Genomic DNA, 22,343 nt, shown 5'->3' with positions numbered 1-22,343 from the left:
TGCCAATCCGGTTTAGTTTTTTAGGGTTCCGATTGCCTCAATTTTTGAGGTGATATTGTTTTTTATCCATGAAGCGTCCCACCATTCAACGGGATTGACAAATACATTGTGGACAATTATTGAAAAATGGAGGTGATCTCCGCCGGCCAGACCTGTTAATCCGGTATTTCCGAGAATATCTTCCTTGCCTACTTTGTCCCCCGGGCGGACAGCCATACTGCTCAGGTGGGAATAAAGGCTGGCCAGGCCGAATCCATGGTCCAGGATAATAGTATTCCCGAAAATGCCCACGGCCTCGGCCATGATGACCCGGCCGCTGTTGGCCGCTTTAACCGGGGCCTGGGCTGTGGAGGCAAGATCGATTCCCAGGTGAACGGCCCGGTCGATTTCTTTTCCGTTGTAGCGGTATATGCGGTGGTCGGCAAAGCCGGACCGGGTGGCGGCTCCGGCAAGACGCCCGAACCTGCCCTTCCACAGAACCTGGTTCACCGTGTCACTGGGTGCGGCCAGCACCTTTTCCACATTGGCCTTCCGAACCGCACCATTTACCTTTAAAAACTTATCCAGCATGGAATCGTCTGCACCGGAGTGTTCTCCTCCCATGCTGAAATCGGGCATCTTGGCCCCAAGAAACCGGTCGGAAATATTCAGGGTATCAATCTTGAATTTCTTGTCCCTTATATAATGGTAAAATCCCTTCTGAATGGAGTTGCCGGCGGCATCTTCCGCAATGACCCGGATTTTCGTTCCAGGCCCCTGGGTATAGTCCAGGGCAAAAAACGCGGCATAAATCTCCTTGTCATCAAACATCCCGGGATATCCCGGAAAAAAATTGTCACCCACCTTGACCCCGGTTTTGAGATCCGGTTCAAAGGTCCTGTAAATCACAAGCCCGGAACCGCCCTTGGATACGTTGTGCTGCTTGCTTAAAATTGTGATCTTCGGAGGGGTGGAATCGACAATCAGTTTTTGTTCAAAATAGGTGACATTGCCCTTGTTCCAGGACCGCCAGGAGTTGTCCGAGACCCGGATCCGGATCAGGGCCTCCCCATCCGTCAATCCCAGTTTATCAACCTCTATATTCAGGGTAAACCGTTCATGGGGCATGGACGGCCCCCCCAAAAGATTCAGAATAGAAGAAGGCGGATATGTCTTGTCCAGAAGGACTTTTTCATTGCCCTGCTGCACTACGGAAACCTGTACATTTCTCAGGCCTGTGCCCGGGTCACCGGCATCCAGACCCATCTCAAAACTTTTTTTCAGATAAAGGGAAGGCAGGCTGACTTCGACCCTAGGAGCGGTTCCTTCGTATTTATGAACCAGCACCCAGATAAGGGGAACGGCCATAACAACAAGTATCAAGAGGAAGAGAATTTTTTTCATACCAATCATGCCCCTGGGAAGCCGAATCTCACCATGGGAGGTCACTCCTGGAAAATTCGGGATATTTTCTATTTTTTTCAGCAGGTTAGCCACAATCGACTAAAATGCCTTTAAAAATACCAGCAATACCCTAACTTATCAAGCAATTCTTGACTTTTTTGACGCCTGGCTATAATTAGATCCCTAATATTGTTAACCGATAAAAACCTCTTGGGGCCTTACATGAAAAACTTCTTTTTTGATCTGCTTACATCCGGGAATGCCGGTTTTTTCCTGATTGCCGGACCCTGTGTCCTGGAAACCGAAGATATCACATTTCAGACGGCCGGGCATTTAAAAGAGGTGACTGAAAAACTCGGCATCCCCTTTATATTCAAATCCTCCTTTGACAAGGCAAACCGGACATCTGTCCAGTCCTTTCGGGGACCGGGATTTTCCGAGGGGCTTGAGATTCTCAGCCGGGTCAAGACCCAATTGAATGTTCCGGTGATCTCGGACATCCACCTGCCGGATCAGGCCCAGGAGGCTGCCAGGGTCCTGGATGTAATTCAGATCCCGGCCTTTTTATGCCGCCAGACAGACCTGATCTCAGCGGCCTGCCGGACCGGAAGGCCCGTCAGCATCAAAAAAGGGCAATTTCTTTCTCCCCATGAATGCAAAAACATCCTGACCAAGGCCGAATCTGCCGGAAATAAAAATATCTGCATCACAGAGCGGGGAACCAGTTTTGGATACAACAATCTTGTGGTGGATTTCAGGTCCATCCACATCCTCAGGGAAATGGGGGTTCCCGTGGTGTTTGATGCCACCCACAGTGTCCAGCTGCCCGGAGGTGCCCAGGATTCTTCCGCCGGTGAAAGACAATTTGTGCCCACCCTTTCCAGGGCAGCCATTGCCGCCGGTGCCCACGGCCTCTTCATTGAAACCCATCCTGAACCGGAAAAGGCCCTGTGCGACGGCCCCAACTCCATGCCTTTGAAGGATATGGAGTCCCTATTAACCACGCTTGTGGCCATAAAAAAGGCTGCGGGTCTGTAAACCGGCCGGTTCCGGCCATGCAGGCAGATCAGGAAATTTCATGAAAATTCATCTGGAGAATATAAAGCTTCTTTTATTGGATGTGGACGGGGTCCTTACCGACGGGACCATCACCTATTCGGATTCAGGGGAACAGATCAAGAGCTTCAACTCAAGGGACGGCCTGGGGCTGAGACTTTTGATGAAAGCCGGAATCCGGGCCGGTATCATTACCGGACGGGCCTCGGAAGCACTGCTCCACCGCTGCCGTAACCTGAAGATCGATCTCATATTTGACGGGGTCAGGGACAAGGCCCTGGCCCTGGAAACCGTCATGGAGCAGACCGGAATTCAAGCCGATGAAATCGCATTCATGGGAGATGATCTCATTGATCTTCCGGCCATGATCCGGGTGGGCGCACCCATTACCGTGTACGACGCCCCCCCTGAGGTCAAGGAGCGTGCCCGGATGGTTACCCGGGCCAGGGGCGGCAAAGGGGCTGTCCGGGAGGTCTGTGAAGCCATTCTTAAAGCCCGGGGGCTGTGGGACACGGCACTGGAACCCTTTATTTCATGAACCGGCCGGCCAGGCAGAGGATCATCCGTTTCCTTTCCGGGGGTCTTGTTCTTATCTTCCTCAGCCTCGGGGGGTTCCTCTATTTTACCCGATCCGTCATGGAGATCCCGGAAATTGAAAATATTCACATTGATTCCAAGGCAGCCCTCAAACTGGACGGCATGGAACAGGTTTCCAAGAAAAACGGAATCACGGAATGGGAACTCAAAGCCGCCTCCGCCACTTTGCTGAGAGAGGAAAACAAGGCCGTTCTCAAGGCGGTAAACGTCACCTTTTACACCCGGGACAACAAAAAGGTCTTTCTCTATTCAGACAAGGGAATATTGAACACCAAGACCCGGGATATGACCTTTCTGGAAAACGTTCTGGTGCGCCATGAAACATATGTTCTGAAAACTGATAAGTTGCATTATGAAAAAAAAACACATATAATACGGTCCGACGTGCGGGTCACACTTGAAGACCATGCCTCGGTCATTACAGCCGACTCCATGGTTACCGAGCTGAACAAAAACAGAGTCACATTTAAAGGACATGTCAAAGGAAACTTCAGTGAAAACTCCCAGATCCCTTAGCTCTGCCCTCTTTATCTGGACATGCTTTTTTTTCAGTCTGTTTTTCCTGGGTCTTCCGCTCTCATCCGCCCAAACCCAAGATAAAAAACCGAACCAGACCCTTGTAAAAAAAGAGGCACGTCCTGAAGAAACAGCCGGGAAGGATGCCGGCCCGGAATCCAAAAAACTCTCTGACACGGACAAGGCCCTGGCTCAAAAGAGTCTTCACGTTATCTCCGATACCATGGTGGCCCTCCAGGATTCCTCCACAATTGAATTCACCGGCAACGTAAGGGCCACCCGGGAGGATTCCGTCATTCTTGCCGATTCCATCAAGGTCTTTTTCCATAGTGACGACACCGGTAAAGAAGACCAGTCCAGGGTAAAGAAAATCATCTCCACGGGAAATGTCGAGTATACTTCAGGAGAGCGAAAAGCCTTTGCCGATAAAATGGTATATACCACCGAGGACGAGGTTCTTGTACTGACGGGCAGATCTCCGAAACTCCTGACCGGCAAGAGCTGGGTGACCGGCAAAAAGATCACCCTGTTCCGGAAAGAAGACAGGGCCATGGTGGAGAGCGACCCCAAAAGCCGTGTGGAAGCCTTTTTCGATCCCCAGGACAAGGTGGAGTAAAGATGTGGAAAAAGGGTGCAGAGCTTTCACTTGAAAAATTAGTTAAAATCTACAACAATAAAACCGTTGTGGACAGGGTGGACCTTATTGTTAAACAGGGAGAGGTTACCGGTCTTCTGGGGCCCAACGGGGCAGGAAAGACCACTACCTTTTACATGGCCATCGGCCTGATCCGGCCCGACCAGGGACATGTTTTCCTAAACCGGGAGGACATTACCCGGGATCCCATGTATATTCGGGCCAGAAAAGGGATCGGGTATCTGCCCCAGGAATCCTCCATATTCAAGAAACTGACGGTCAGGGAGAATATTACGGCCATCCTGGAGGTCCTGCCGGCAAATGGAACCGACATAGAGGAAAAGGCATCCGGCCTGATGAAGGAGCTTGGCATTGAAAAACTTGCCAATCAAAAGGCGGCCTCCCTTTCCGGCGGGGAAAGAAGACGGCTTGAAATCTCGAGGGTATTGGCTACGGATCCCCTTTTTGTCCTCCTTGACGAGCCTTTTGCCGGGATCGATCCCCTTGCCGTGATTGATATACAGCAGATTATTTCACAGCTGACCTCCAAGGGGATCGGGGTTTTGATTTCAGACCACAATGTCAGGGAAACCCTGGGCGTTTGTGATCATGCGTATATTATGAACCAGGGCGTTGTGATTGAATCGGGTCCGCCCGATAAGATCATTTCAAGTGAAATAGCAAAAAAAATCTATCTGGGAGATAATTTTAAACTATAATATGGAACTTGGCTTACAGCAAAACCTCACCCTGACCCAACAGCTGGTAATGACCCCCCAGCTCCAGCAGGCCATCAAACTGCTCCAACTCTCCAGGATTGAACTGGCGGAAATGATCCAGCAGGAAATGGAACAGAATCCCGCCCTTGAGGAGGCCTCTAATGAGGATACCTCCGACAAGAAGATCACGGCCAATGAGACCGAAACCAAATCCCCTGAAGCCGAAGCACCGGTCAGGGAGGTCACCATTGAAGAAAAGGTCCGTTCCGACGTGGACTGGGAAAATTATATCAACGAGTATAATTCCACCGGCCGGATCTATACGGAATCCGAAAACACGGAAGCACCTAATTTTGAGGCCTTTACCCCCGAAAAACAGACCCTTGAAGAACATCTGAAATGGCAGCTCATGATGTACGGTCTGAATTCGGACCAGGAACAGATCGGTCTGATGATCATCGGCAACCTGAACCGGGACGGATATCTCTGTTCCGATGTGGAGGAAATCGCCCTTACAGCCGAAACCGAACCAGACCAGGTAGAGGAAGTCTTAACGGTCCTGCAGACCTTTGATCCGCCGGGTGTCTGCGCAAGGGATCTTTGTGAAACCCTTCTTATCCAGGTGGACCAGTTGGGGATCAAGAACAGGGTCATTACCGATATCATCAAGTACCATTTAAAGAACCTGGAGAACAGAAACTCCAAAAAAATTGCCAAGGCCCTCCGGATCTCCGTGGATGATGTAAGGGCTGCCGTTGCCATCATCCAATACCTTGAGCCCAAACCCGGAAGGAAATTTTCAACGGAGGAACCCTCCTATATCATCCCTGATATTTACGTGTACAAACATGGGGATGATTTCAAAATCGTCATGAACGATGACGGCCTTCCCAAACTCAAGATAAACCGGTTTTACAAGAACGCCATTGCCAACGGTAAAGTCCTTCCCAAGGATGCCAAAAATTATCTGAATGAAAAGATGCAGTCCGCATCCTGGCTGATCAAAAGCATTCACCAGAGACAAAAAACCATATACCTGGTCATGGAAAGCATTATCAAATTCCAGAGGGAGTTTTTCGAAAAGGGGATCGCCTATTTAAAACCCCTGATCCTCAAGGATATTGCCGAGGACATAGAAATGCATGAATCCACCATCAGCCGGGTGACCAGCAACAAATACGCCTACACTCCCCAGGGCCTGTTTGAACTCAAATATTTTTTCAATTCCTCCATTGAGCGCATCGGAGGGGAATCCATGGCTTCGGCCAGCGTAAAGGAGACCATCCGCCAGCTCATTGACAATGAAAATCCTGAAAGCCCGTTAAGCGACGACCGGATCGCCTCCATCCTTCAGGAGTCCGATATCCAGATCGCCAGAAGAACGGTTGCAAAGTACAGGAAGGTTCTCAACATCCTGCCTTCCAACAAACGCAAACAACTTTAGGGAGATCTATCATGCAGATAATGGTGACCTTTAAAAATATCGATTCATCCGAATCTTTAAAGTCCTATGTCATAAAAAAACTGGATAAATTTGACAGACTTCTGGACGGTCCTGCCGAAGCCCACGTGGTATTGAGCGTTGAAAAGATAAGACACATTGCCGAGCTTACCCTGACCTGTGACAGAATCAATATCCATGCCCGGGAAGAATCGGAAAGCATGTACTCCTCCATTGATGCCCTGGTGGATAAAATCCGGGCCCAGGTTAAAAAGAACAAAGAAAAAATCAAACGTCATATGTCAGGCAAAAAACATAGCCTGAAAACCAATACTGAAGATTTTGAAACTTTAGAGCCCTGGACGGATCCTTTGGCCCCGGATGATATTATCATGGAAACCATTGACACCAAACCCATGGATATCGACGATGCCGTGGCTGAATTCATTTCCGGCCGCCAGGCTTTTTTTGTTTTTAACAACGCCCGGACAGAGCAATTGAACGTCCTTTACAAACACAACAACGGAAAGCTGGGACTGATCCAGCCCGGGGGATAGAGCTTCCTATGAAAATCAGTGAGATTCTAGACAAAGATTCGATTATTGATGACCTGAAATCAGCAGACAAACAGGGGGTCATCAATGAACTTTCCCAGGCGGTTGCCAAAAACGGTACGGCCCCTGCCCCGGAGATTGCCCGGGTGTTGATGGAAAGAGAGGAGCTGGGCAGTACCGGGATCGGAGGGGGGATCGCCATTCCCCACGGCAAGCTCAACACGGTTGAATCCGTGAAAGTGGGATTCGGTCTGAGCCGGACCGGTGTCGAATACGATTCCCTGGACGGCAAACCTGTCCATATTTTTTTCCTGCTGCTCACCCCGGAGAATTCCACCGGCAGTCATTTAAAGGTGCTGGCCCAGATTTCAAAACTCCTCAAAAGAGAAGATTTTAAGCTGAGGCTCAAGTCTGCCCGGACCGCTGATGAACTCTATGAAATCATCCGGGATCAGGATGAAGAATTTTAGATGAAACGACAAAAGGTCTATATTATTACCGGCCTTTCAGGCTCAGGGAAAAGCACTGCCATACAGGCATTTGAAGACGCCTCGTTTTATTGTGTCGACAACATGCCCATGGCCCTTGTTCCCAAATTCCTTGAACTTCCCTTAAAAGAGAGCCGGGAGATTAAAGGAATCGCCTTTGTCATGGACATGAGGTCCAAGACCTTTGTCCAGGAATATGCTCCCGGAATCGGGGCCATAGAGGATCTGGGCGTATTGCCCCAGATCATCTTTCTTGAGGCCGGAAAAGACATCCTCGTAAAGAGATTCAGCCAGACCCGGAGACACCATCCCCTTTCCCGGGGGACCAGCCTTGTGGAAAGCATAGAATCGGAAATAGAGACCATGGCCCCGGTTAAACTGACGGCCCACCATGTTATCGATACCAGCAATTACAATGTCCATGAGCTCAAATCCCGGATTCTGGACCTGATCTCCAGGGGCAGGAAACGGTCCAAGATCATGAAGCTGAACGTGGAATCCTTTGGATTCAAATACGGTATTCCCAATGAAGCCGACCTTGTCATTGATGTACGGTTTCTGGCCAATCCCTATTTCATACCGGAACTGAAAAACCAGGACGGGGAGTCCGAGGAAGTCAAGGATTTTGTCCTGTCCAATCCGGACACCAAAGATTTTCTGGAACGCTACACAGGTTTGCTCGATTACCTGATCCCGTTATACCGAAATGAGAACAAGGCTTATCTGACCATTGCCGTCGGATGTACAGGCGGCAGGCACAGAAGCGTGGCCATTGCGCGAAGTATTTTTGAACATCTCAACAAAAAGGGGCTTAGTCCCGGTATCATCCACAGGGATATTGACCGGGACGTCAAAGAAAAATGACAGGCATACTCATCGTCACCCATGCAGATCTCGGCAGGTCTCTGATCGAGACGGCCTCGCTTATCCTTGGCAGGGAGCCGGAAAACCTGATTTTTATCACCATTGATATCAAGGAAGATCCGGACCATCTCAGGAAAAAAATCAAACAGGCCATTGCAAAGGTCAAGGGCGATAACGGGGTGATCATTCTCACGGACATGTTCGGAGGGACTCCCTCCAATCTGAGTTATTCTTTTCTTGAGGAGGGAAAGGTGGAGGTGATCTCCGGGGTGAACCTTCCCATTCTTTTAAAAGCGGTTACGGCAAGGGAAAAGATGGACATGGCCAAACTGACCTCATCCCTGGTGGAGCACGGCAAAAGAAGCATATCCCTTGCAAGCGGAATTTTAAAAGGGACCAAACGGGCCTGACCCGTAAGTGTTAGCAGATTTTCATTCCAATACAGACCGCCGCAAGTTTCTCCGGGATATTCAGAATACAGACGGTAACAAACTTAAGTTAGGAGGAAAAATGAGCATTAAATTGGGAATCAACGGATTCGGCAGAATCGGAAGAATCGTGTTCCGGGCAGCCTTAAATCATCCGGAACTTGAGGTTGCGTTCATCAACGACCTTACCGATACTAAAACCATTGCCCATTTGCTGGAATACGATTCCGTGCATGGAAGACTGGACAATGAGATCAAGGCATCTGAAAATGGAATCGCCGTGGACGGCAGACAGATCACGGTGACCGCCTTTAAGGATCCCTCCCAGATTCCCTGGGGCGATTCAGATGTGGATATCGTATGTGAATGCACAGGAATTTTCAGGGACCGGGAAGGGGCATCCAAGCACCTTGACGGCGGTGCCAGAAAGGTTTTGATATCTGCCCCGGCTTCAAACCCGGATATCACCATTGTCATGGGAGTCAACCACGACATGTACGACCCCTCTTCCCACTCCATTATCTCCAATGCCTCCTGCACCACCAACTGCCTGGCACCGGTGGCAAAGGTGCTGCTGGAAAATTTCGGCATCGTCTCCGGGATGATGACCACCATCCACGCCTATACCGGGGACCAGAGAATTCTGGATTTTCCCCATAAGGATCTTCGCCGGGCAAGGGCGGCGGGTCTCTCCATGATTCCCACGACCACAGGAGCGGCCAAGGCGGTTTCCCTTGTCCTGCCTGAACTGGAGGGAAAGCTCAACGGCATGTCCGTCCGTGTCCCCACCCCCAATGTGTCCATGGTGGATCTGGTGGTGCTCACGGAAAAACAGGGTCTGACCAAGGAGGCCGTCAACGATTGCCTGAAAAAAGCCTCCCTGGAAAACCTTGCAGGAATCCTCGGCTTCAGCCAGCTTCCTCTGGTCTCCATTGACTATAATTCCAATCCATTGTCCTCCATCGTAGATGCATCCTGCACCGATGTGATCAACGGGAATATGGTGAAAATCTACTCCTGGTATGACAACGAAGCCGGCTATTCTGCCAGGATGATCGATCTTGCCCTGATGGTGGGTAAATCCCTTTAATTCAAGGAGGCCCCATGAGCAGAATTCCTCTTATTGCAGGCAATTGGAAGATGTATAAAACCGGCCCTGAGGCAGTGGAAACAGGGGCCCACCTGGCCTCTCTCTCTTCAGACGTATCAGATGTTGAAATCATGATCGCCCCTACCCACCTTTCCCTTGCCCTGGTCAGCCACGCCCTGAAAGGCACCCGGGTCAAAACCGGCGCCCAGAATCTCTTTCACGAAGATGAAGGGGCGTTCACCGGGGAAGTGTCCGCCAAAATGATAAAGTCAGCCGGTGCCGAATACGCCATTATCGGACATTCGGAAAGGCGCCAATATTTTCAGGAGACCGACCAATCCGTATGCAAAAAAGTTCAGGCTGCCGTTGCCGGCGGACTCAAACCCATTTTATGCATCGGAGAAACCGAAACCCAGCGGGACCAGGGTAAAACTTTTTTTATACTTGACAAACAGGTCTCAGATGGGTTAAAAGCTTCAGGTCCTGGAGACTTGGAAGATCTGGTCCTGGCCTACGAGCCCGTCTGGGCAATCGGTACAGGGAGGACCGCCAGCGTTGAACAGGTAGAAGAGGTACACCGGCATCTGCGGTCCAAGATCAGCACCCTCTTCTCCAATGAGCTGGCAGACCGGACAAGGATACTATACGGAGGATCGGTCAAACCGGACAATGTCTCGGATCTGATGAGCATTGAAGATGTGGACGGTGCCCTGGTGGGCGGTGCCAGTCTTGATGCAGACCAGTTTATTAAAATTATAAACTTTAACAAATAAAGTTTGAAAAAATAATGACAACCTTAATCGTTACTTTACATATCATCGTTTGCATTCTTCTGATCCTCATCGTTCTGCTTCAGAGCGGAAAAGGTGCGGAAATGGGAGTATCCCTTGGCGGAGGAGCGGGCCAGACCCTTTTCGGAGCGGCCGGTCCTGCTACCCTTCTGGCCAAAATCACAACAGGGGTGGCCATTATCTTCATGCTTACCTCTCTGACCCTGGCCTATCTGTCGGGTCACCAATCTGAAACCAGCGTCATGAAGGCAGGAACAACACCTGCTCCCATTGAACAGACCCAGGCAGATGACAACCAAAGTGATCAGGGGAATAACGCCGCAGACTAATACGATCATGCCGAAGTGGTGGAATAGGTAGACACGCACGCTTGAGGGGCGTGTGGGGCGACCCGTGGGAGTTCAAATCTCCCCTTCGGCACCAATAAAAATCAAGCCACGGGCAGAATGTCCGTGGCTTTTTTTGTTTTCAGGGTTGAAAATACAAAGGATTAAACCCGGGGATGCGTTCTCCGGGGTTAACACGTAAACCGTCACCCCCATGAGCAGACCATGACCGAGGAAACCAGAAGAGATTGTTTTAAGTGCAGGTTCTTCTATGTGACCTGGGAACCGGAACATCCCAACGGCTGCCGTGCAATGGGATTTAAAACCAAGCAGCTTCCCAGCATGGTGGTATTCCAGGCTTCTGGAAAACCGTGCTCCTATTTCAAGACAAAGGGAAAAAAGGAATCCTAGCCTGCCTTGAACATTGAACGATCTTGGTTATATTAAGATTATTATGAAAATATTAAGCGAGTACCAGGCCCAGGACCCCAAGAAGATTGAAAAGGAACTCGGAGAATTTCTCAACAAGAAATTCGGCGGGAATGTCCGGATTATCTCCCCTTCCATCCAGCCCCAGAAGGCCCCTGTTTCCGGCAAGTCTCCTTCCAAAGGCAAAAATCAACTGATTGATTTCGATATCAAACCGGCGGAGCTGATCGCCCATCTGGACCAGTACGTGGTCCGCCAGGACAAGGCAAAGTCTGTTCTTTCCACAAAGATCTGCACCCATTTCAACCGGATCCGCCATGCCCAGACCGGGGGAGAGGGCCATCCGAGGCTCACCGGGAACATCAAATCAAATATCCTTATGCTCGGTCCCACCGGGATCGGGAAAACCTATCTGATCCGGCTGATTGCCAAAAAGATCGGAGTCCCCTTTGTCAAGGCCGATGCCACAAAATTTTCAGAAACCGGCTATGTGGGCGGTGATGTGGAAGACCTGATCCGGGACCTGGTCAAGGAGGCAGACGATGACATTGAACTGGCCCAATGCGGGATCGTCTACATAGATGAAATCGATAAAATCGCTTCAAGCCCCAGCGTTATCGGTGCCCAGATTTCCAGGACCGGTGTCCAGCGCGCACTTTTAAAGCCCATGGAAGAAACCGATGTCGATTTAAAAGTACCCCATGATCCGGTTTCCATGATGCAGGAACTCGATTTCTTCCAGAAAACCGGCCAGAGGAGTAAACGGAGGATCAATACGGCCAATATTCTTTTCATCCTCAGCGGTGCCTTCTCAGGTCTCTCCGATGTGGTCCGGCAACGGCTCACCCGCCAAAGCATCGGGTTCGGTTCCAAACTGGCCCAGGCCAGGGATGAAATTGATCTGCTGAAACAGACCCGGGCGGAAGATCTGGTCAAGTTTGGTTTTGAATCCGAATTCATCGGCAGGGTTCCGGTCCGATGCGTCCTGGACACCCTTGAGGAAAAAGACCTTTACGCCATCCTCAAGATGCCCAACAATCCGGTTATCCTGAATAAACGGCTTGACTTTTCCGCCTATGGCATTGACATTGTTTTCAGTGATAATGCCCTTAAAGAACTGGCCAAACGGGCTTTTCAGGAGAATACCGGTGCCAGGGGGCTTGTGAGCGTGGTGGAAGACGCCCTTATCGAGTTTGAAGAGAAACTGCCTTCAACCCATATCCGGCATTTGACCGTCAACAAGGAAGTTTTATCCTCTCCGGCCTCTATCCTTGAGAAAGTCATCTCCAACGAGAACAAAGAGCAGCTGGAAATGGATTTTCAAAGGACCTGCCAAAATTTTAAAACCTATATTACCGATTATCTGCGGGAAAACTGGAAAGTCCTTTCCCTCCGTCACGGCCTGACCCTGTCCGAAACCCGGTGTGAAATGGTGGCCCAGTATTTTACCACCCGGGTCATGGAAATTGAGACTGCGGTCAAGCAGGTCAAGAAATTCCATGACTCGGTCAAGGAGATGGAACTGGAGGTCTCCAAATCCCATGACCTGAATCTGGTTTTTGAAGAAGATGCCGTTGATTTTCTGATCCAGCAGTTCATCGACCATAACGCCACCAGCGAAGAAATTCTGAAAACCATTTATGACAGCTTTTACGACGGATTTAATCTGATCCGGGAAAAAGCCGGGAAGAACCGGTTTTTTCTTTCCAAGAAAGCCCTGCTGGACCATGAATCCTATTTAAACGATCTTATCAGGAAAGAAATTAAATGATTGGAATCTCAAAACTTTACTGCGCCACCGTGGAACCTTCGGATACCTTACGCTACTCCAGGCATTCCGGAAAACTGCCTTCCCATCTGCTTCAATTTTCCAAGGACAAGAAGCCCGTGGTGGTCTGGAACATGACCCGGCGGTGCAATCTCAAATGCGTCCACTGCTACGCAAGATCCGAAGACATCTCCTATGACAATGAACTGAACCATGAACAGGCCCTTGCCATGATCGACGACCTGGCCGATTTCGGGGTCCCGGTCCTTCTCTTTTCCGGAGGGGAGCCCCTGGTCCATCCCAGGCTGGTGGATTATGCCAGATATGCCGTCTCCAAGGGGATGAGGGCGGTGATCTCCACCAACGGGACTCTGATTACCCGGGAAAAAGCCATGGTTTTAAAGGAGATCGGTCTTTCCTACGTGGGAATCAGCCTGGACGGGCTGGAAAAGACCCATGATATGTTCCGGGGAGTAAAAGGCTCTTTTAAAAAGGTCATGAAGGCCATTGAAAACTGCCAGGAAGCCGGCATCAAAGTGGGGCTGCGCTTTACCATCAACAAGAGAAATGTCCAGGATATTCCAGGCATATTCGACCTTCTGGAGGAAAAAAATATCCCAAGGGCCTGCTTTTATCATCTGGTCTATTCCGGACGGGGGTCGGAAATTGCCAAGGAGGATTTAAGCCACGAGGAAACCCGGAAAGTACTCGACTTGATCATGGACCGGACCCGGGATCTCCACGACCGGAACAAACCCAAGGAGGTCCTCACCGTGGACAACCATGCAGACGGTCCCTATGTCTACCAGAGACTTCTGGATGAAGACCCGGAACGGGCCGCAGAGGTGCTGGAACTCCTGGAGATGAACGAGGGCAACAACTCCGGCAGGGGCATTGGATGCATCTCATGGGACGGTGAGGTTCATCCGGACCAGTTCTGGCGGGAAATCAGTTTCGGGAATATAAAGGACAAGCCTTTTTCCAAAATCTGGACAGACCCTGAAAATGAGTTTCTCATGAAGATGAAGGAAAAGAAAAAGCATGTCAAGGGACGGTGTGCAGAGTGCAGATGGCTCGATATCTGTGCCGGCAACTTCAGGGCCCGGGCCGAATCCGTGGCCAATGATCCCTGGGATTCTGATCCGGCCTGCTATCTTACCGACGAAGAAATCAAAAAATAAGGAGATCCAATATGCTTTTTCCCGATTACAGGGGCAGACGGCTTCGGGCCACGGACAATTTCAGACGGATGATCCGGGAAACCAAACTCTCCGGGGATGACTTTATCCTTCCGCTTTTTGCCGTGGAGGGCCGGGCCGTTAAAAAACCCATTGAATCCATGCCCGGGCAGTTCCAGCTTTCCGTGGACCACATCGTTGACCAGGCCCGGGCGGCCAGGGATGCCGGTATCCCCGGGGTCATCCTCTTCGGGATTCCGGACAAGAAAGATGGGCTTGCCACGGGTGCCTATGCCTCCGACGGCATTGTTCAGAAGGCGGTTTCCGCGGTCAAGGAAGCCGTACCCGATCTGAGCGTAATCACCGATGTCTGCCTTTGTGAGTACACAGACCACGGCCATTGCGGGGTGGTTGAAAAGGGATGCGTCGACAATGACGCCTCTTTGGATCTTCTGGCCCGCACCGCCCTTTCCCATGTCCAGGCAGGCGCCGACATGGTGGCCCCTTCAGACATGATGGACGGACGGGTGGCTGAGATCCGGGGCATTCTGGACGATGAAGGATTCACCCATATCCCCATCATGTCCTATGCCGTAAAATATGCCTCTGCTTTTTACGGCCCCTTTCGCCAGGCTGCCGAATGCGCCCCCCAGTTCGGGGACCGCAAGACCTACCAGATGGATCCGGCCAATTCAGACGAGGCCGTCCGGGAAGCCACCATGGATATTGAGGAAGGTGCAGACATCATCATGGTGAAACCTGCCCTGTCCTACCTGGATATCATTTACCGGCTCAGACAGGAGATTGATCTCCCGGTTGCCGCCTATAACGTGAGCGGGGAATATTCCATCATGAAAGCCGGGGAGATGATGGGCTGGGTAAATGCCAAAGAGATTATCATGGAGACCCTGATATCCATTAAGCGGGCCGGAGCCGACCTGATCCTGACCTACTCGGCCGTTGATGTAGCAAGGGAGTTGAACGGATAATGACCCATTCAAATCAGAATCCCTCTGCTTCCCATCCGGGCGGTCATCCTTCTTCGGGACCACCGGAACCCAACACCATCCGGCTGGTGGCCTGGGAAACCACCCGGAGGTGCAACCTCTCCTGCAAGCATTGCCGGGCAGTGGCCGAAGACCATCCCTATGAAAACGAGCTGGATACAAAGGCATCCTTTACGCTCCTGGAACAGATCCGGGAGGTCGGCACCCCCATTGTGATCCTCACCGGGGGAGAGCCCCTTCTCAGGGAAGATATATTCGATATTGCCGCCTACGGAACCCAAATCGGCCTCCGCATGGTCATGGCCCCCAACGGAACCCTGATCACCCGGGAAACCGCCCTGAAGATGAAGGAATCGGGTATCAAACGGATCAGTGTCAGCCTGGACGGTTCCAATCCCGAGACCCATGACAGGTTCAGGGGGGTGGACAATGCCTTTAACCATGCCATCCGGGGGATAAAGATCGCCCGGGATGTGGGACTTGAATTCCAGATCAATACGGTCATCACCCAGGCCAACCTGGAGGAAATCCCCAAAATTTTATCTCTGGCAGAGGAGATGGGGGCCGTGGCCCACCATATTTTTCTCCTGGTTCCCACGGGCCGGGGAAAGTATATCCTGGATTCCGCCATTGACGCGGAACAATACGAAAAGACCCTGAACTGGTTTTACGACCAGAGGGAAAAGACAAAACTCCAGCTCAAAGCCACCTGCGCCCCCCACTATTACCGGATATTAAGACAAAGGGCCAAGGCCGACGGGAAAAAAGTCAGTTTTGAAACCCACGGCCTGGACGCCGTGACCCGGGGATGTCTTGCCGGAACCGGGTTCTGCTTTATCTCCCACGTGGGAAGGGTACAGACCTGCGGTTTTCTGGACGTGACCTGCGGGGATATCACCCAGCAGACCTTTAAAGAGGTCTGGGAAAACTCAAAGGTATTCAACGAACTAAGGGATTTTTCCAAACTCGATCCCAAATGCGGAATCTGCGAGTACAAGAGGGTCTGCGGGGGATGCCGGGCCCGGGCCTATGAGGCCACAGGCTCTTATCTGTCGGAAGAACCCCTCTGCTCTTATATTCCCAAAAAACATTCCGCCGGTTAAATCGGCCTGGTAAAATGATCGGATGGTAATCTTGGGGTAAGGTTCCTGTAAGCATCAAGTGGTATAAACCAATCAGCAGACGGAAGCTCTGCTTCTGAAAGCCCTCCTCCTATCATCTCTCTCAAGCGGGCCATCCTTGGATGGCCCGCTTGATTTTTATGGGAGGCCTTGAGACCGAATCCCGGTTTTATCCGTCAAGGGAACTGAGCATCAGGGTGATGGGCCGGTCTTCTTCAGTCCTGCCTGAAAAACGGATGGGCCCGGGTCTTCGATAGGCATCGGGTCCGGCCTTTGCCGCCACCCACTTCTCCCTGACCATCTTAAAGACCTTAAAGGCATTGGAGTCCAGGTCAACCAAGGCCTTTTCCATGACCAGCTCCAGTCTGCCTTTTCGTTCCTCCAGATGCATGAGTCTGGCAATGGGGATTCCAATGGGTTCCCATTGGGAAAAATCCTTTTCCAGATTTTTGATGGCGGCCATCTGTCCTGTGGATCCATTGGCAATGAGATGAAAGGCCGTAAACCCCAGGTTATAGGTATAGGTGCAGTCAAACTGGGTGGGGTCCGAGCCCCTTCCGTCATATCCGTAAAAATGGGTCTGGGTCTTGAACTCGGGCTGGGATTTCTTGAATATCTCCACGACAGGTCTGGGAATTTCCTCTTCGTCCCCCAGAAGGTCATTGGAAACCAGGGCCTGCTTCAAGGTCTTCAGGGAGATGATGGATTCCCTGACCAGAAGAAAGTCTGCCAGGGGATCTTTGAACAGGGCCTTGGCATGGGATTGAAGATCCAGGTTTCCCGTATCCATAAGGGTCTTGTATTCCTCCCTGTCGATTCCGATCTTATACCTGCCCTGCTCTTTTAATACCCCCAGGTACTCCTTGACCATGTCCATGATGATTTTTTCGGTCTTGACCTGGGAAAACTGAAAATTGCCGTGAAGGTCCCGCTCCACCAGCAGGCCTTCCTGGAAAAAAGAGGGCAGCTGGTTAAACAGCTCGTCATCCCTCAGGTTCCAGATGGGAAAAGGGGTATTGTCCACCATGCCCTGGCTGATATGGCGAAGGTACTCCAGCTTGTCTTTCAATCCGGGAAAGACCAGGTGAAAGCTAATATCATGGATATGATTGTAATCTGCTATGATCTTATTGAGCTTGATGATAAAGACCTGGATTTCGTTGATAAACTCAAGAATTCCCTCGGGAATGATGATGATCCCGTAATTCTTTCCAAAGGCCGCCCGCCGGACAATGGTATTACAGATCAGACGGGACAGGTGGCGCAGGGTAATCCCAAATGCATTATAATCGACGATTCCCCCTTCTTCTGCCTTTTCAAGTCGATCTCTATTGACGTAGTCGGCCAGTTCCTCGCCGATCAGAGAAAGGTTGGCATGGGTCTGAAGTGCGGTTTCCAGGGTCAAATGACTGGCCACCCGGCCCATGACCTTGCAGACATGCCAGTATTTCGTGGTGGATCCGGCATCCGAGGCAAGGCTTGCAATATTCTGGGAAAATCCCCGGGCCGCACTGTGAAACCCAAAGGATATGGCACAAAGCGTCTGACCGTCATTTGTTTTGACCTGGATATCCCCGTCTATGGTTTTGGGAACCCCGATGACCTTGATGCCGGATGATTTAAAGTGCTGGGCAAGAAAGGCGGCATTGGTATTTGAATCATCTCCCCCGATAATGACCAGACCGTCCAGTCCCAGATTCCGGCAGGTCTGCAGAGCCAGATCCATCTTTCCCCTGGAATCGATCTTTGTCCGGCCGGTCCGGATCATGGAAAAACCTCCCATGTTCCGATACCTGTCCACGAGGTCCCGGGTAATTTCAATATACCGGGATTCCAGAATCCCGTCGGGTCCCTTGAGAAAGCCAAAGAGTTGGGAATCCGGGTTAAAGGATTTTATGGCATCAAAGAGCCCGGCAATCACATTATGCCCGCCCGGGGCAGGTCCTCCGGAAAAGACAACCCCGATCCTTGTTTTCCGTTTAAACTCTTTTTTCTGATCCCGGGCGGAATCTCCGGGATCTACGATCTTCTGAACAGAGTTATCAATGATATCCGGCAGGATTCGCCGGGCCTCCTTGTGCAGCGTGAATTTGAATTCCTCTTTTTCTTCCAGGCAGGAATCCCCGGTGGTAAAAACCTTGATTTTTTGGGGGATAAATGACCTTCTTTCAATATTTTCCGGATTGATATCTGCGACTGCCTCTTTGACCAGGGGATGATTCAATATGGATTCCGGTTTGGGTCCGGGTTGTGGTTTCATGCACACTCCTGTTCAGTGGATGTAAAATAGATTTTGGTGGAAAGTTTACCCTGCTTTTCCTAAATTTTGTATGCAAGGTTGGGGTTTAGTAGACCACCACTTGGTTTCGTCCGTTTTCCTTGGCTTTGTAAACGGCAATATCCGCCCGTTCAAACACCTGGAGATGATTCTGATCTTCTGGGTTTGCCTGGGAGATACCGATACTTACCGTTACACTCACCTTTTCGTTTTTATAGAGAAATTCGATTTTTTCTATGGTCTTTCGAATCTTTTCCGCCGCGACCCTGGCCCCTTCGGACTCGGTCTCCGGCATGATCACCACAAACTCTTCCCCACCGTACCGGGCCAGCATATCATTGGTCCGGATCAGGGGCAGGCTCCTTTTTATGATCTCCTTTAGGCATCGGTCACCAATGGCATGGCCGTACCGGTCATTGATATTCTTAAATCTGTCCGCGTCAATGAGCAACAGGGAATAAACCGTACCGTACCGTTTGAACCGTTCCATCTCCTCCAGAATCTTCCTGTCATATGCCCTCCTGTTAAAGGCGCCGGTCAACTGATCCTGCTGGACTTTCTTCTCCAGTTCCCGGGAATGACGGGTGGCCTGGTCCAGCTCTTTTTTAAGTTTAACAAATCCGGACTTAAAGGCATCCATATTCTTTCTTGCAGCCATCTGGATGACCTTTTCCGTTTTCTGTTTCTTTAAAAGAGCCTGGTCAATGGAGGCCAGTCTGGCTGTGATCTGGGATTTGAGTTCCTCCAGGCTGGTGGCTATATCAGAAGTTTTTTTCAGTTCTCCCATTTCATCTTGAAGGACACTCTCAAACCCCTGTCCGGATTTGTACATGGAATCGGTCTGTTCATGGGAAATGATAAGCTTGGATTCGATCTGGAATATCTTATCGGCAATCTCAAGGACAAACAGACTGACCTTTTCCCTGTCCTGGTTGGTGTCCGAGATATAGGAAAACAAAAGATTGAAGATCTGATCCCGGATCCCGGGGATGTCCCCGGTATCGGAAAGGTTGATTATGCTTGCGGCAGCCTTGTCAAGGGCGGGAGTGTAAGTATCCTCCAGGCAGGACCTGAGGCCGTTTATCAGGTCATGGTAATCCTGCTTGAACTCCTCTATAAACCGATCCGTGGGAGATTTTTTAAAGGAAGAGAATATGGATTTTTTCTTATTCAGGGAAACCGGGCCGATGTCTTCTTTGATCATGGCGGTCTTTAATTGTTCAAATACATAGGTCATCTTGGTCAGGGATGTTCTCTTTTTCAGCCCTGTACTGATCTCCTTGCAGGCCCGGGAAAAGGAAGAATCTTCATCCTGGGCCACCATGTCGATGATGACGGGAAAGTACTTATTGTACAGCCGGTCTTTTTCCTCCGCCCTCTCCTCTACCTCATCCAGTTCCTTTATCAGGCTGTCCTTCTGGGATTGAAGCTTTTTCACCTGGTCCTGAAGAATTGCAATTTTCTCGTCCAAAGGCGTTACCATGTTTTGTCCTTTTTCTTCACCTTTCGTTGATTTGACCTCTTCTATCTTAAACGACTGACACCAATAAAGTAAAGCCCGGAGCAGCAGAAAAACTTGAACTTGATTCTACCTTTTGAAAATTGTAAAAGATCATACGCATGATCAACCTTTGATAGGAGAACTTTGTTTGATTTTTAACCTGTTTAAACGGAAAAAAGAGGTTCCGCCCTCCCCGGACCCGGCACAAAAGGAGAAAGGTCTTCCCGAACAGGAGGCTTCCCAGTCCCGGATGAAAGAACCAGAGCAGGCCTCGGTTTCCAGCCCTCAAATTTCGGAAACACCGGAAACACCGGCCGAGCCGGAAACAGACGAAAAAGGTTCCGGTTCCGGGCTTTTCAGCCGTCTGAAATCCGGTTTGAGCAAGACCCGGGATGTCCTGACCACGGATATCAACGAGTTGTTCACATCGGCCAAGGCCATTGACGAGGATCTGTTTGAAGAACTTGAAGAACTTCTGGTCACCTCGGATCTGGGCCTTGATATCACCATGGAGATGATGGACAGGATCCGGAAAAAAAGCCGGGGCTTATCCAGTGCCAATGAATTAAAGCAGGTGCTCAAGGATGAACTCATTGCCCTTTTTCCCTCAGATCCTGGAACAGAACCGGACAGGGCCGTGCCCAAACCCCGGGTGATCATGATGGTGGGGGTAAACGGAACCGGCAAAACCACCACCCTGGGCAAGCTGGCCATGAAGTATACCCGCCAGGGCAAAAAAGTATTGATTGCTGCGGCAGACACCTTCCGGGCCGCAGCCATCGAACAGGTGGAAATCTGGGCCGACAGATCCAATGCATCCATTGTCAAACACCGGGAAGGAGCAGATCCTGCGGCTGTGGCCTATGATGCGGTGGAGGCCTCCATGGCAAGGGGAATTGATGTTCTTCTCATTGACACGGCAGGCAGGCTTCACACCCAGAAAAATCTCATGGAAGAACTCAAAAAAATCCAGCGGACCGTGGGCAAGAAGATGAAAGGGGCTCCCCATGAAGTGCTCATGGTACTCGATGCCACCACCGGTCAGAATGCCGTTTCCCAGGCCAGGATATTCAATGAGGCCGTGGGCCTTTCCCAGATCGCACTGACCAAACTGGACGGTACGGCCAAGGGAGGTATTGTGGCTGCCATCTCAAAATCCATGGATCTTCCCATCAAGTATATCGGCGTGGGAGAAAGCATTGACGACCTCCAGGAGTTTGATGCCAAACTCTTTATCAATGCCCTGTTCGAGGACTAGGTGAAAATCTCTCTAATCTCTCCCAGGGATGAAAGGGTCCTTGGCTTTATCCGTGAACTGGATAAGTTTCAGGCCGGGCTCTACCCTGCCGAAAGCAACCATCTGGATGACATTGAAACCTTGATCCGGCCCAATGTTTATTTTGTGGGAGCTTCACGTAATAACGAGTTGATGGGGATCGGGGCAGTGAAACGGTTTGAAGATTACGGTGAAATCAAACGCATGTACGTGCCTGAAAGATACCGGGGCCTGCACATCGGGCAAAAAATCCTTCAGGCCCTGGAAGCCCATTTAAAGGAAGTTGACATTCATATGATCCGACTGGAAACCGGTATCCGACAGATCCCGGCCATCCGGCTCTATGAAAAAATGGGGTTTCTCCCCTGCCCTCCCTTTGGGAAGTATAAACAAGACCCTTTGAGCCTGTTCATGGAAAAGAGAGTCTGATCCCGGAGATTTAAAATGGAATTTATGGACCCGTTGGAGATAAAACCCTTTACCCCCGACTCAACTTCCCAGGTCATTCAACTCTGGGAAGAGTGCGGCCTCACCCGTCCCTGGAATGATCCTGAGAAAGATATCCAGCGCAAACTTCTTCAGAATCCCGAGCTTTTTTTCCTGGCCTGGAAAAAGGAAACCCTAGTGGGGTCCTGCATGGCGGGATATGACGGTCACAGGGGCTGGATATACTACCTCGGGGTGACTCCGGAACTGAGAGAAACTGGGATCGGAAAAGCACTTCTTGACCATGCGGAAAAGGCCCTGGCCAGGCTCGGGTGTCCCAAAATCAACCTCATGGTCAGGAAAACCAATTCCAAGGTGATCCGATTTTATGAAAACCGGGATTATTCCGATGATCCGGTTAAGGTGTTGAGCAAGCGGCTTGAAAATGATACAGAATAGCCTTGTTTCAGAA

Annotated in this window: 24 protein-coding genes and 1 tRNA gene; 22 read left to right on the top strand and 3 right to left on the bottom strand. The window is 50.5% G+C overall.

Annotated elements, in window-relative coordinates; all coding sequences use genetic code 11:
* Window positions 1-12: 12 nt before the first annotated feature.
* Window positions 13-1,383, bottom strand: a complete 1,371-nt coding sequence (locus F608_RS0125145) for a M23 family metallopeptidase (protein WP_022668507.1) — start codon at window positions 1,381-1,383, stop codon at window positions 13-15.
* Window positions 1,384-1,605: 222 nt separating this feature from the next.
* Between F608_RS0125145 and kdsA the strand changes: the two genes are divergently transcribed.
* The 19 genes from kdsA (at window position 1,606) to ahbD (ending at window position 16,372) form a co-directional block, all read left to right on the top strand.
* A complete protein-coding gene (gene kdsA, locus F608_RS0125140; RefSeq protein WP_022668506.1) occupies window positions 1,606-2,421 on the top strand; it encodes a 3-deoxy-8-phosphooctulonate synthase in 816 nt (271 codons plus the stop codon).
* A gap of 40 nt (window positions 2,422-2,461) precedes the next feature.
* Window positions 2,462-2,977, top strand: a complete 516-nt coding sequence (locus F608_RS0125135) for a KdsC family phosphatase (RefSeq protein ID WP_022668505.1) — start codon at window positions 2,462-2,464, stop codon at window positions 2,975-2,977.
* Window positions 2,944-3,552, top strand: a complete 609-nt coding sequence (gene lptC, locus F608_RS0125130; RefSeq protein ID WP_244154335.1) for an LPS export ABC transporter periplasmic protein LptC — start codon at window positions 2,944-2,946, stop codon at window positions 3,550-3,552. Before F608_RS0125135 ends, lptC begins: the two co-directional genes overlap by 34 nt.
* Entirely contained in the window at window positions 3,530-4,168 is a 639-nt protein-coding gene (locus tag F608_RS35345; protein WP_022668503.1) for an LptA/OstA family protein, read from the top strand. The genes lptC and F608_RS35345 overlap by 23 nt, the downstream gene beginning before the upstream one ends.
* Before the next feature lie 2 nt (window positions 4,169-4,170).
* Entirely contained in the window at window positions 4,171-4,905 is a 735-nt protein-coding gene (lptB, locus tag F608_RS0125120) for an LPS export ABC transporter ATP-binding protein (protein ID WP_022668502.1), read from the top strand.
* 1 nt (window position 4,906) lies between these two features.
* Window positions 4,907-6,349 (top strand): RNA polymerase factor sigma-54, encoded by a 1,443-nt coding sequence (gene rpoN / locus F608_RS0125115; RefSeq protein WP_022668501.1) that lies wholly within the window; start codon window positions 4,907-4,909, stop codon window positions 6,347-6,349.
* A gap of 11 nt (window positions 6,350-6,360) precedes the next feature.
* Window positions 6,361-6,903 (top strand): ribosome hibernation-promoting factor, HPF/YfiA family, encoded by a 543-nt coding sequence (hpf, locus tag F608_RS0125110; RefSeq protein ID WP_022668500.1) that lies wholly within the window; start codon window positions 6,361-6,363, stop codon window positions 6,901-6,903.
* An 8-nt stretch (window positions 6,904-6,911) separates the two neighbouring features.
* Complete coding sequence (locus F608_RS0125105; RefSeq protein ID WP_022668499.1) at window positions 6,912-7,370, top strand: PTS sugar transporter subunit IIA; 459 nt, start codon at window positions 6,912-6,914, stop codon at window positions 7,368-7,370.
* Window positions 7,371-8,252, top strand: a complete 882-nt coding sequence (gene rapZ / locus F608_RS0125100; RefSeq protein WP_022668498.1) for an RNase adapter RapZ — start codon at window positions 7,371-7,373, stop codon at window positions 8,250-8,252. It abuts the gene before it with no gap.
* The gene (locus F608_RS0125095) at window positions 8,249-8,662 is read left to right on the top strand and encodes a PTS sugar transporter subunit IIA (RefSeq protein ID WP_022668497.1); all 414 of its coding nucleotides are present in this window, start codon (window positions 8,249-8,251) and stop codon (window positions 8,660-8,662) included. Before rapZ ends, F608_RS0125095 begins: the two co-directional genes overlap by 4 nt.
* 100 nt (window positions 8,663-8,762) lie before the next feature.
* Window positions 8,763-9,770 (top strand): type I glyceraldehyde-3-phosphate dehydrogenase, encoded by a 1,008-nt coding sequence (gene gap, locus F608_RS0125090; RefSeq protein WP_022668496.1) that lies wholly within the window; start codon window positions 8,763-8,765, stop codon window positions 9,768-9,770.
* Between the two features lie 14 nt (window positions 9,771-9,784).
* Window positions 9,785-10,543, top strand: coding sequence for a triose-phosphate isomerase (gene tpiA / locus F608_RS0125085; RefSeq protein ID WP_022668495.1), 759 nt, complete (start codon window positions 9,785-9,787; stop codon window positions 10,541-10,543).
* Window positions 10,544-10,557: 14 nt separating this feature from the next.
* Window positions 10,558-10,890 (top strand): preprotein translocase subunit SecG, encoded by a 333-nt coding sequence (gene secG, locus F608_RS0125080; protein ID WP_022668494.1) that lies wholly within the window; start codon window positions 10,558-10,560, stop codon window positions 10,888-10,890.
* A 9-nt stretch (window positions 10,891-10,899) separates the two neighbouring features.
* Window positions 10,900-10,984, top strand: a tRNA-Leu gene (locus F608_RS0125075).
* A gap of 128 nt (window positions 10,985-11,112) precedes the next feature.
* Window positions 11,113-11,298: a hypothetical protein gene (locus F608_RS0125070; RefSeq protein ID WP_022668493.1), complete on the top strand. Its 186-nt coding sequence runs from the start codon at window positions 11,113-11,115 to the stop codon at window positions 11,296-11,298.
* A gap of 43 nt (window positions 11,299-11,341) precedes the next feature.
* Window positions 11,342-13,087 carry an AAA family ATPase gene (locus tag F608_RS0125065; protein WP_027363105.1) on the top strand — a complete coding sequence of 582 codons (1,746 nt, stop codon included), beginning with the start codon at window positions 11,342-11,344 and terminating at the stop codon, window positions 13,085-13,087.
* Window positions 13,084-14,265: a 12,18-didecarboxysiroheme deacetylase gene (gene ahbC / locus F608_RS0125060; RefSeq protein ID WP_022668491.1), complete on the top strand. Its 1,182-nt coding sequence runs from the start codon at window positions 13,084-13,086 to the stop codon at window positions 14,263-14,265. The genes F608_RS0125065 and ahbC overlap by 4 nt, the downstream gene beginning before the upstream one ends.
* An 11-nt stretch (window positions 14,266-14,276) precedes the next feature.
* Entirely contained in the window at window positions 14,277-15,251 is a 975-nt protein-coding gene (gene hemB, locus F608_RS0125055) for a porphobilinogen synthase (protein WP_022668490.1), read from the top strand.
* Entirely contained in the window at window positions 15,251-16,372 is a 1,122-nt protein-coding gene (gene ahbD, locus F608_RS0125050; RefSeq protein ID WP_022668489.1) for a heme b synthase, read from the top strand. The genes hemB and ahbD overlap by 1 nt, the downstream gene beginning before the upstream one ends.
* A 187-nt stretch (window positions 16,373-16,559) precedes the next feature.
* Here ahbD and F608_RS0125045 read toward each other — a convergent pair whose 3' ends face one another.
* Window positions 16,560-18,650, bottom strand: coding sequence for a 6-phosphofructokinase (locus F608_RS0125045; protein WP_022668488.1), 2,091 nt, complete (start codon window positions 18,648-18,650; stop codon window positions 16,560-16,562).
* An 85-nt stretch (window positions 18,651-18,735) separates the two neighbouring features.
* Entirely contained in the window at window positions 18,736-20,151 is a 1,416-nt protein-coding gene (locus tag F608_RS0125040) for a GGDEF domain-containing protein (RefSeq protein WP_022668487.1), read from the bottom strand.
* 166 nt (window positions 20,152-20,317) lie between these two features.
* Between F608_RS0125040 and ftsY the strand changes: the two genes are divergently transcribed.
* The 3 genes from ftsY to F608_RS0125025 are packed head-to-tail and all read left to right on the top strand — an operon-like array spanning window position 20,318 to window position 22,330.
* Window positions 20,318-21,427, top strand: a complete 1,110-nt coding sequence (gene ftsY, locus F608_RS0125035; protein ID WP_022668486.1) for a signal recognition particle-docking protein FtsY — start codon at window positions 20,318-20,320, stop codon at window positions 21,425-21,427.
* A complete protein-coding gene (locus tag F608_RS0125030; RefSeq protein WP_022668485.1) occupies window positions 21,428-21,874 on the top strand; it encodes a GNAT family N-acetyltransferase in 447 nt (148 codons plus the stop codon).
* Window positions 21,875-21,889: 15 nt separating this feature from the next.
* Entirely contained in the window at window positions 21,890-22,330 is a 441-nt protein-coding gene (locus tag F608_RS0125025) for a GNAT family acetyltransferase (protein ID WP_022668484.1), read from the top strand.
* Window positions 22,331-22,343 lie beyond the last annotated feature (13 nt).

This window comes from Desulfospira joergensenii DSM 10085, assembly GCF_000420085.1.
Lineage (GTDB): Bacteria > Desulfobacterota > Desulfobacteria > Desulfobacterales > Desulfobacteraceae > Desulfospira > Desulfospira joergensenii.
Note: the sequence above shows the minus strand (reverse complement) of the source record. Positions and strands in the feature narration are given on the sequence as shown.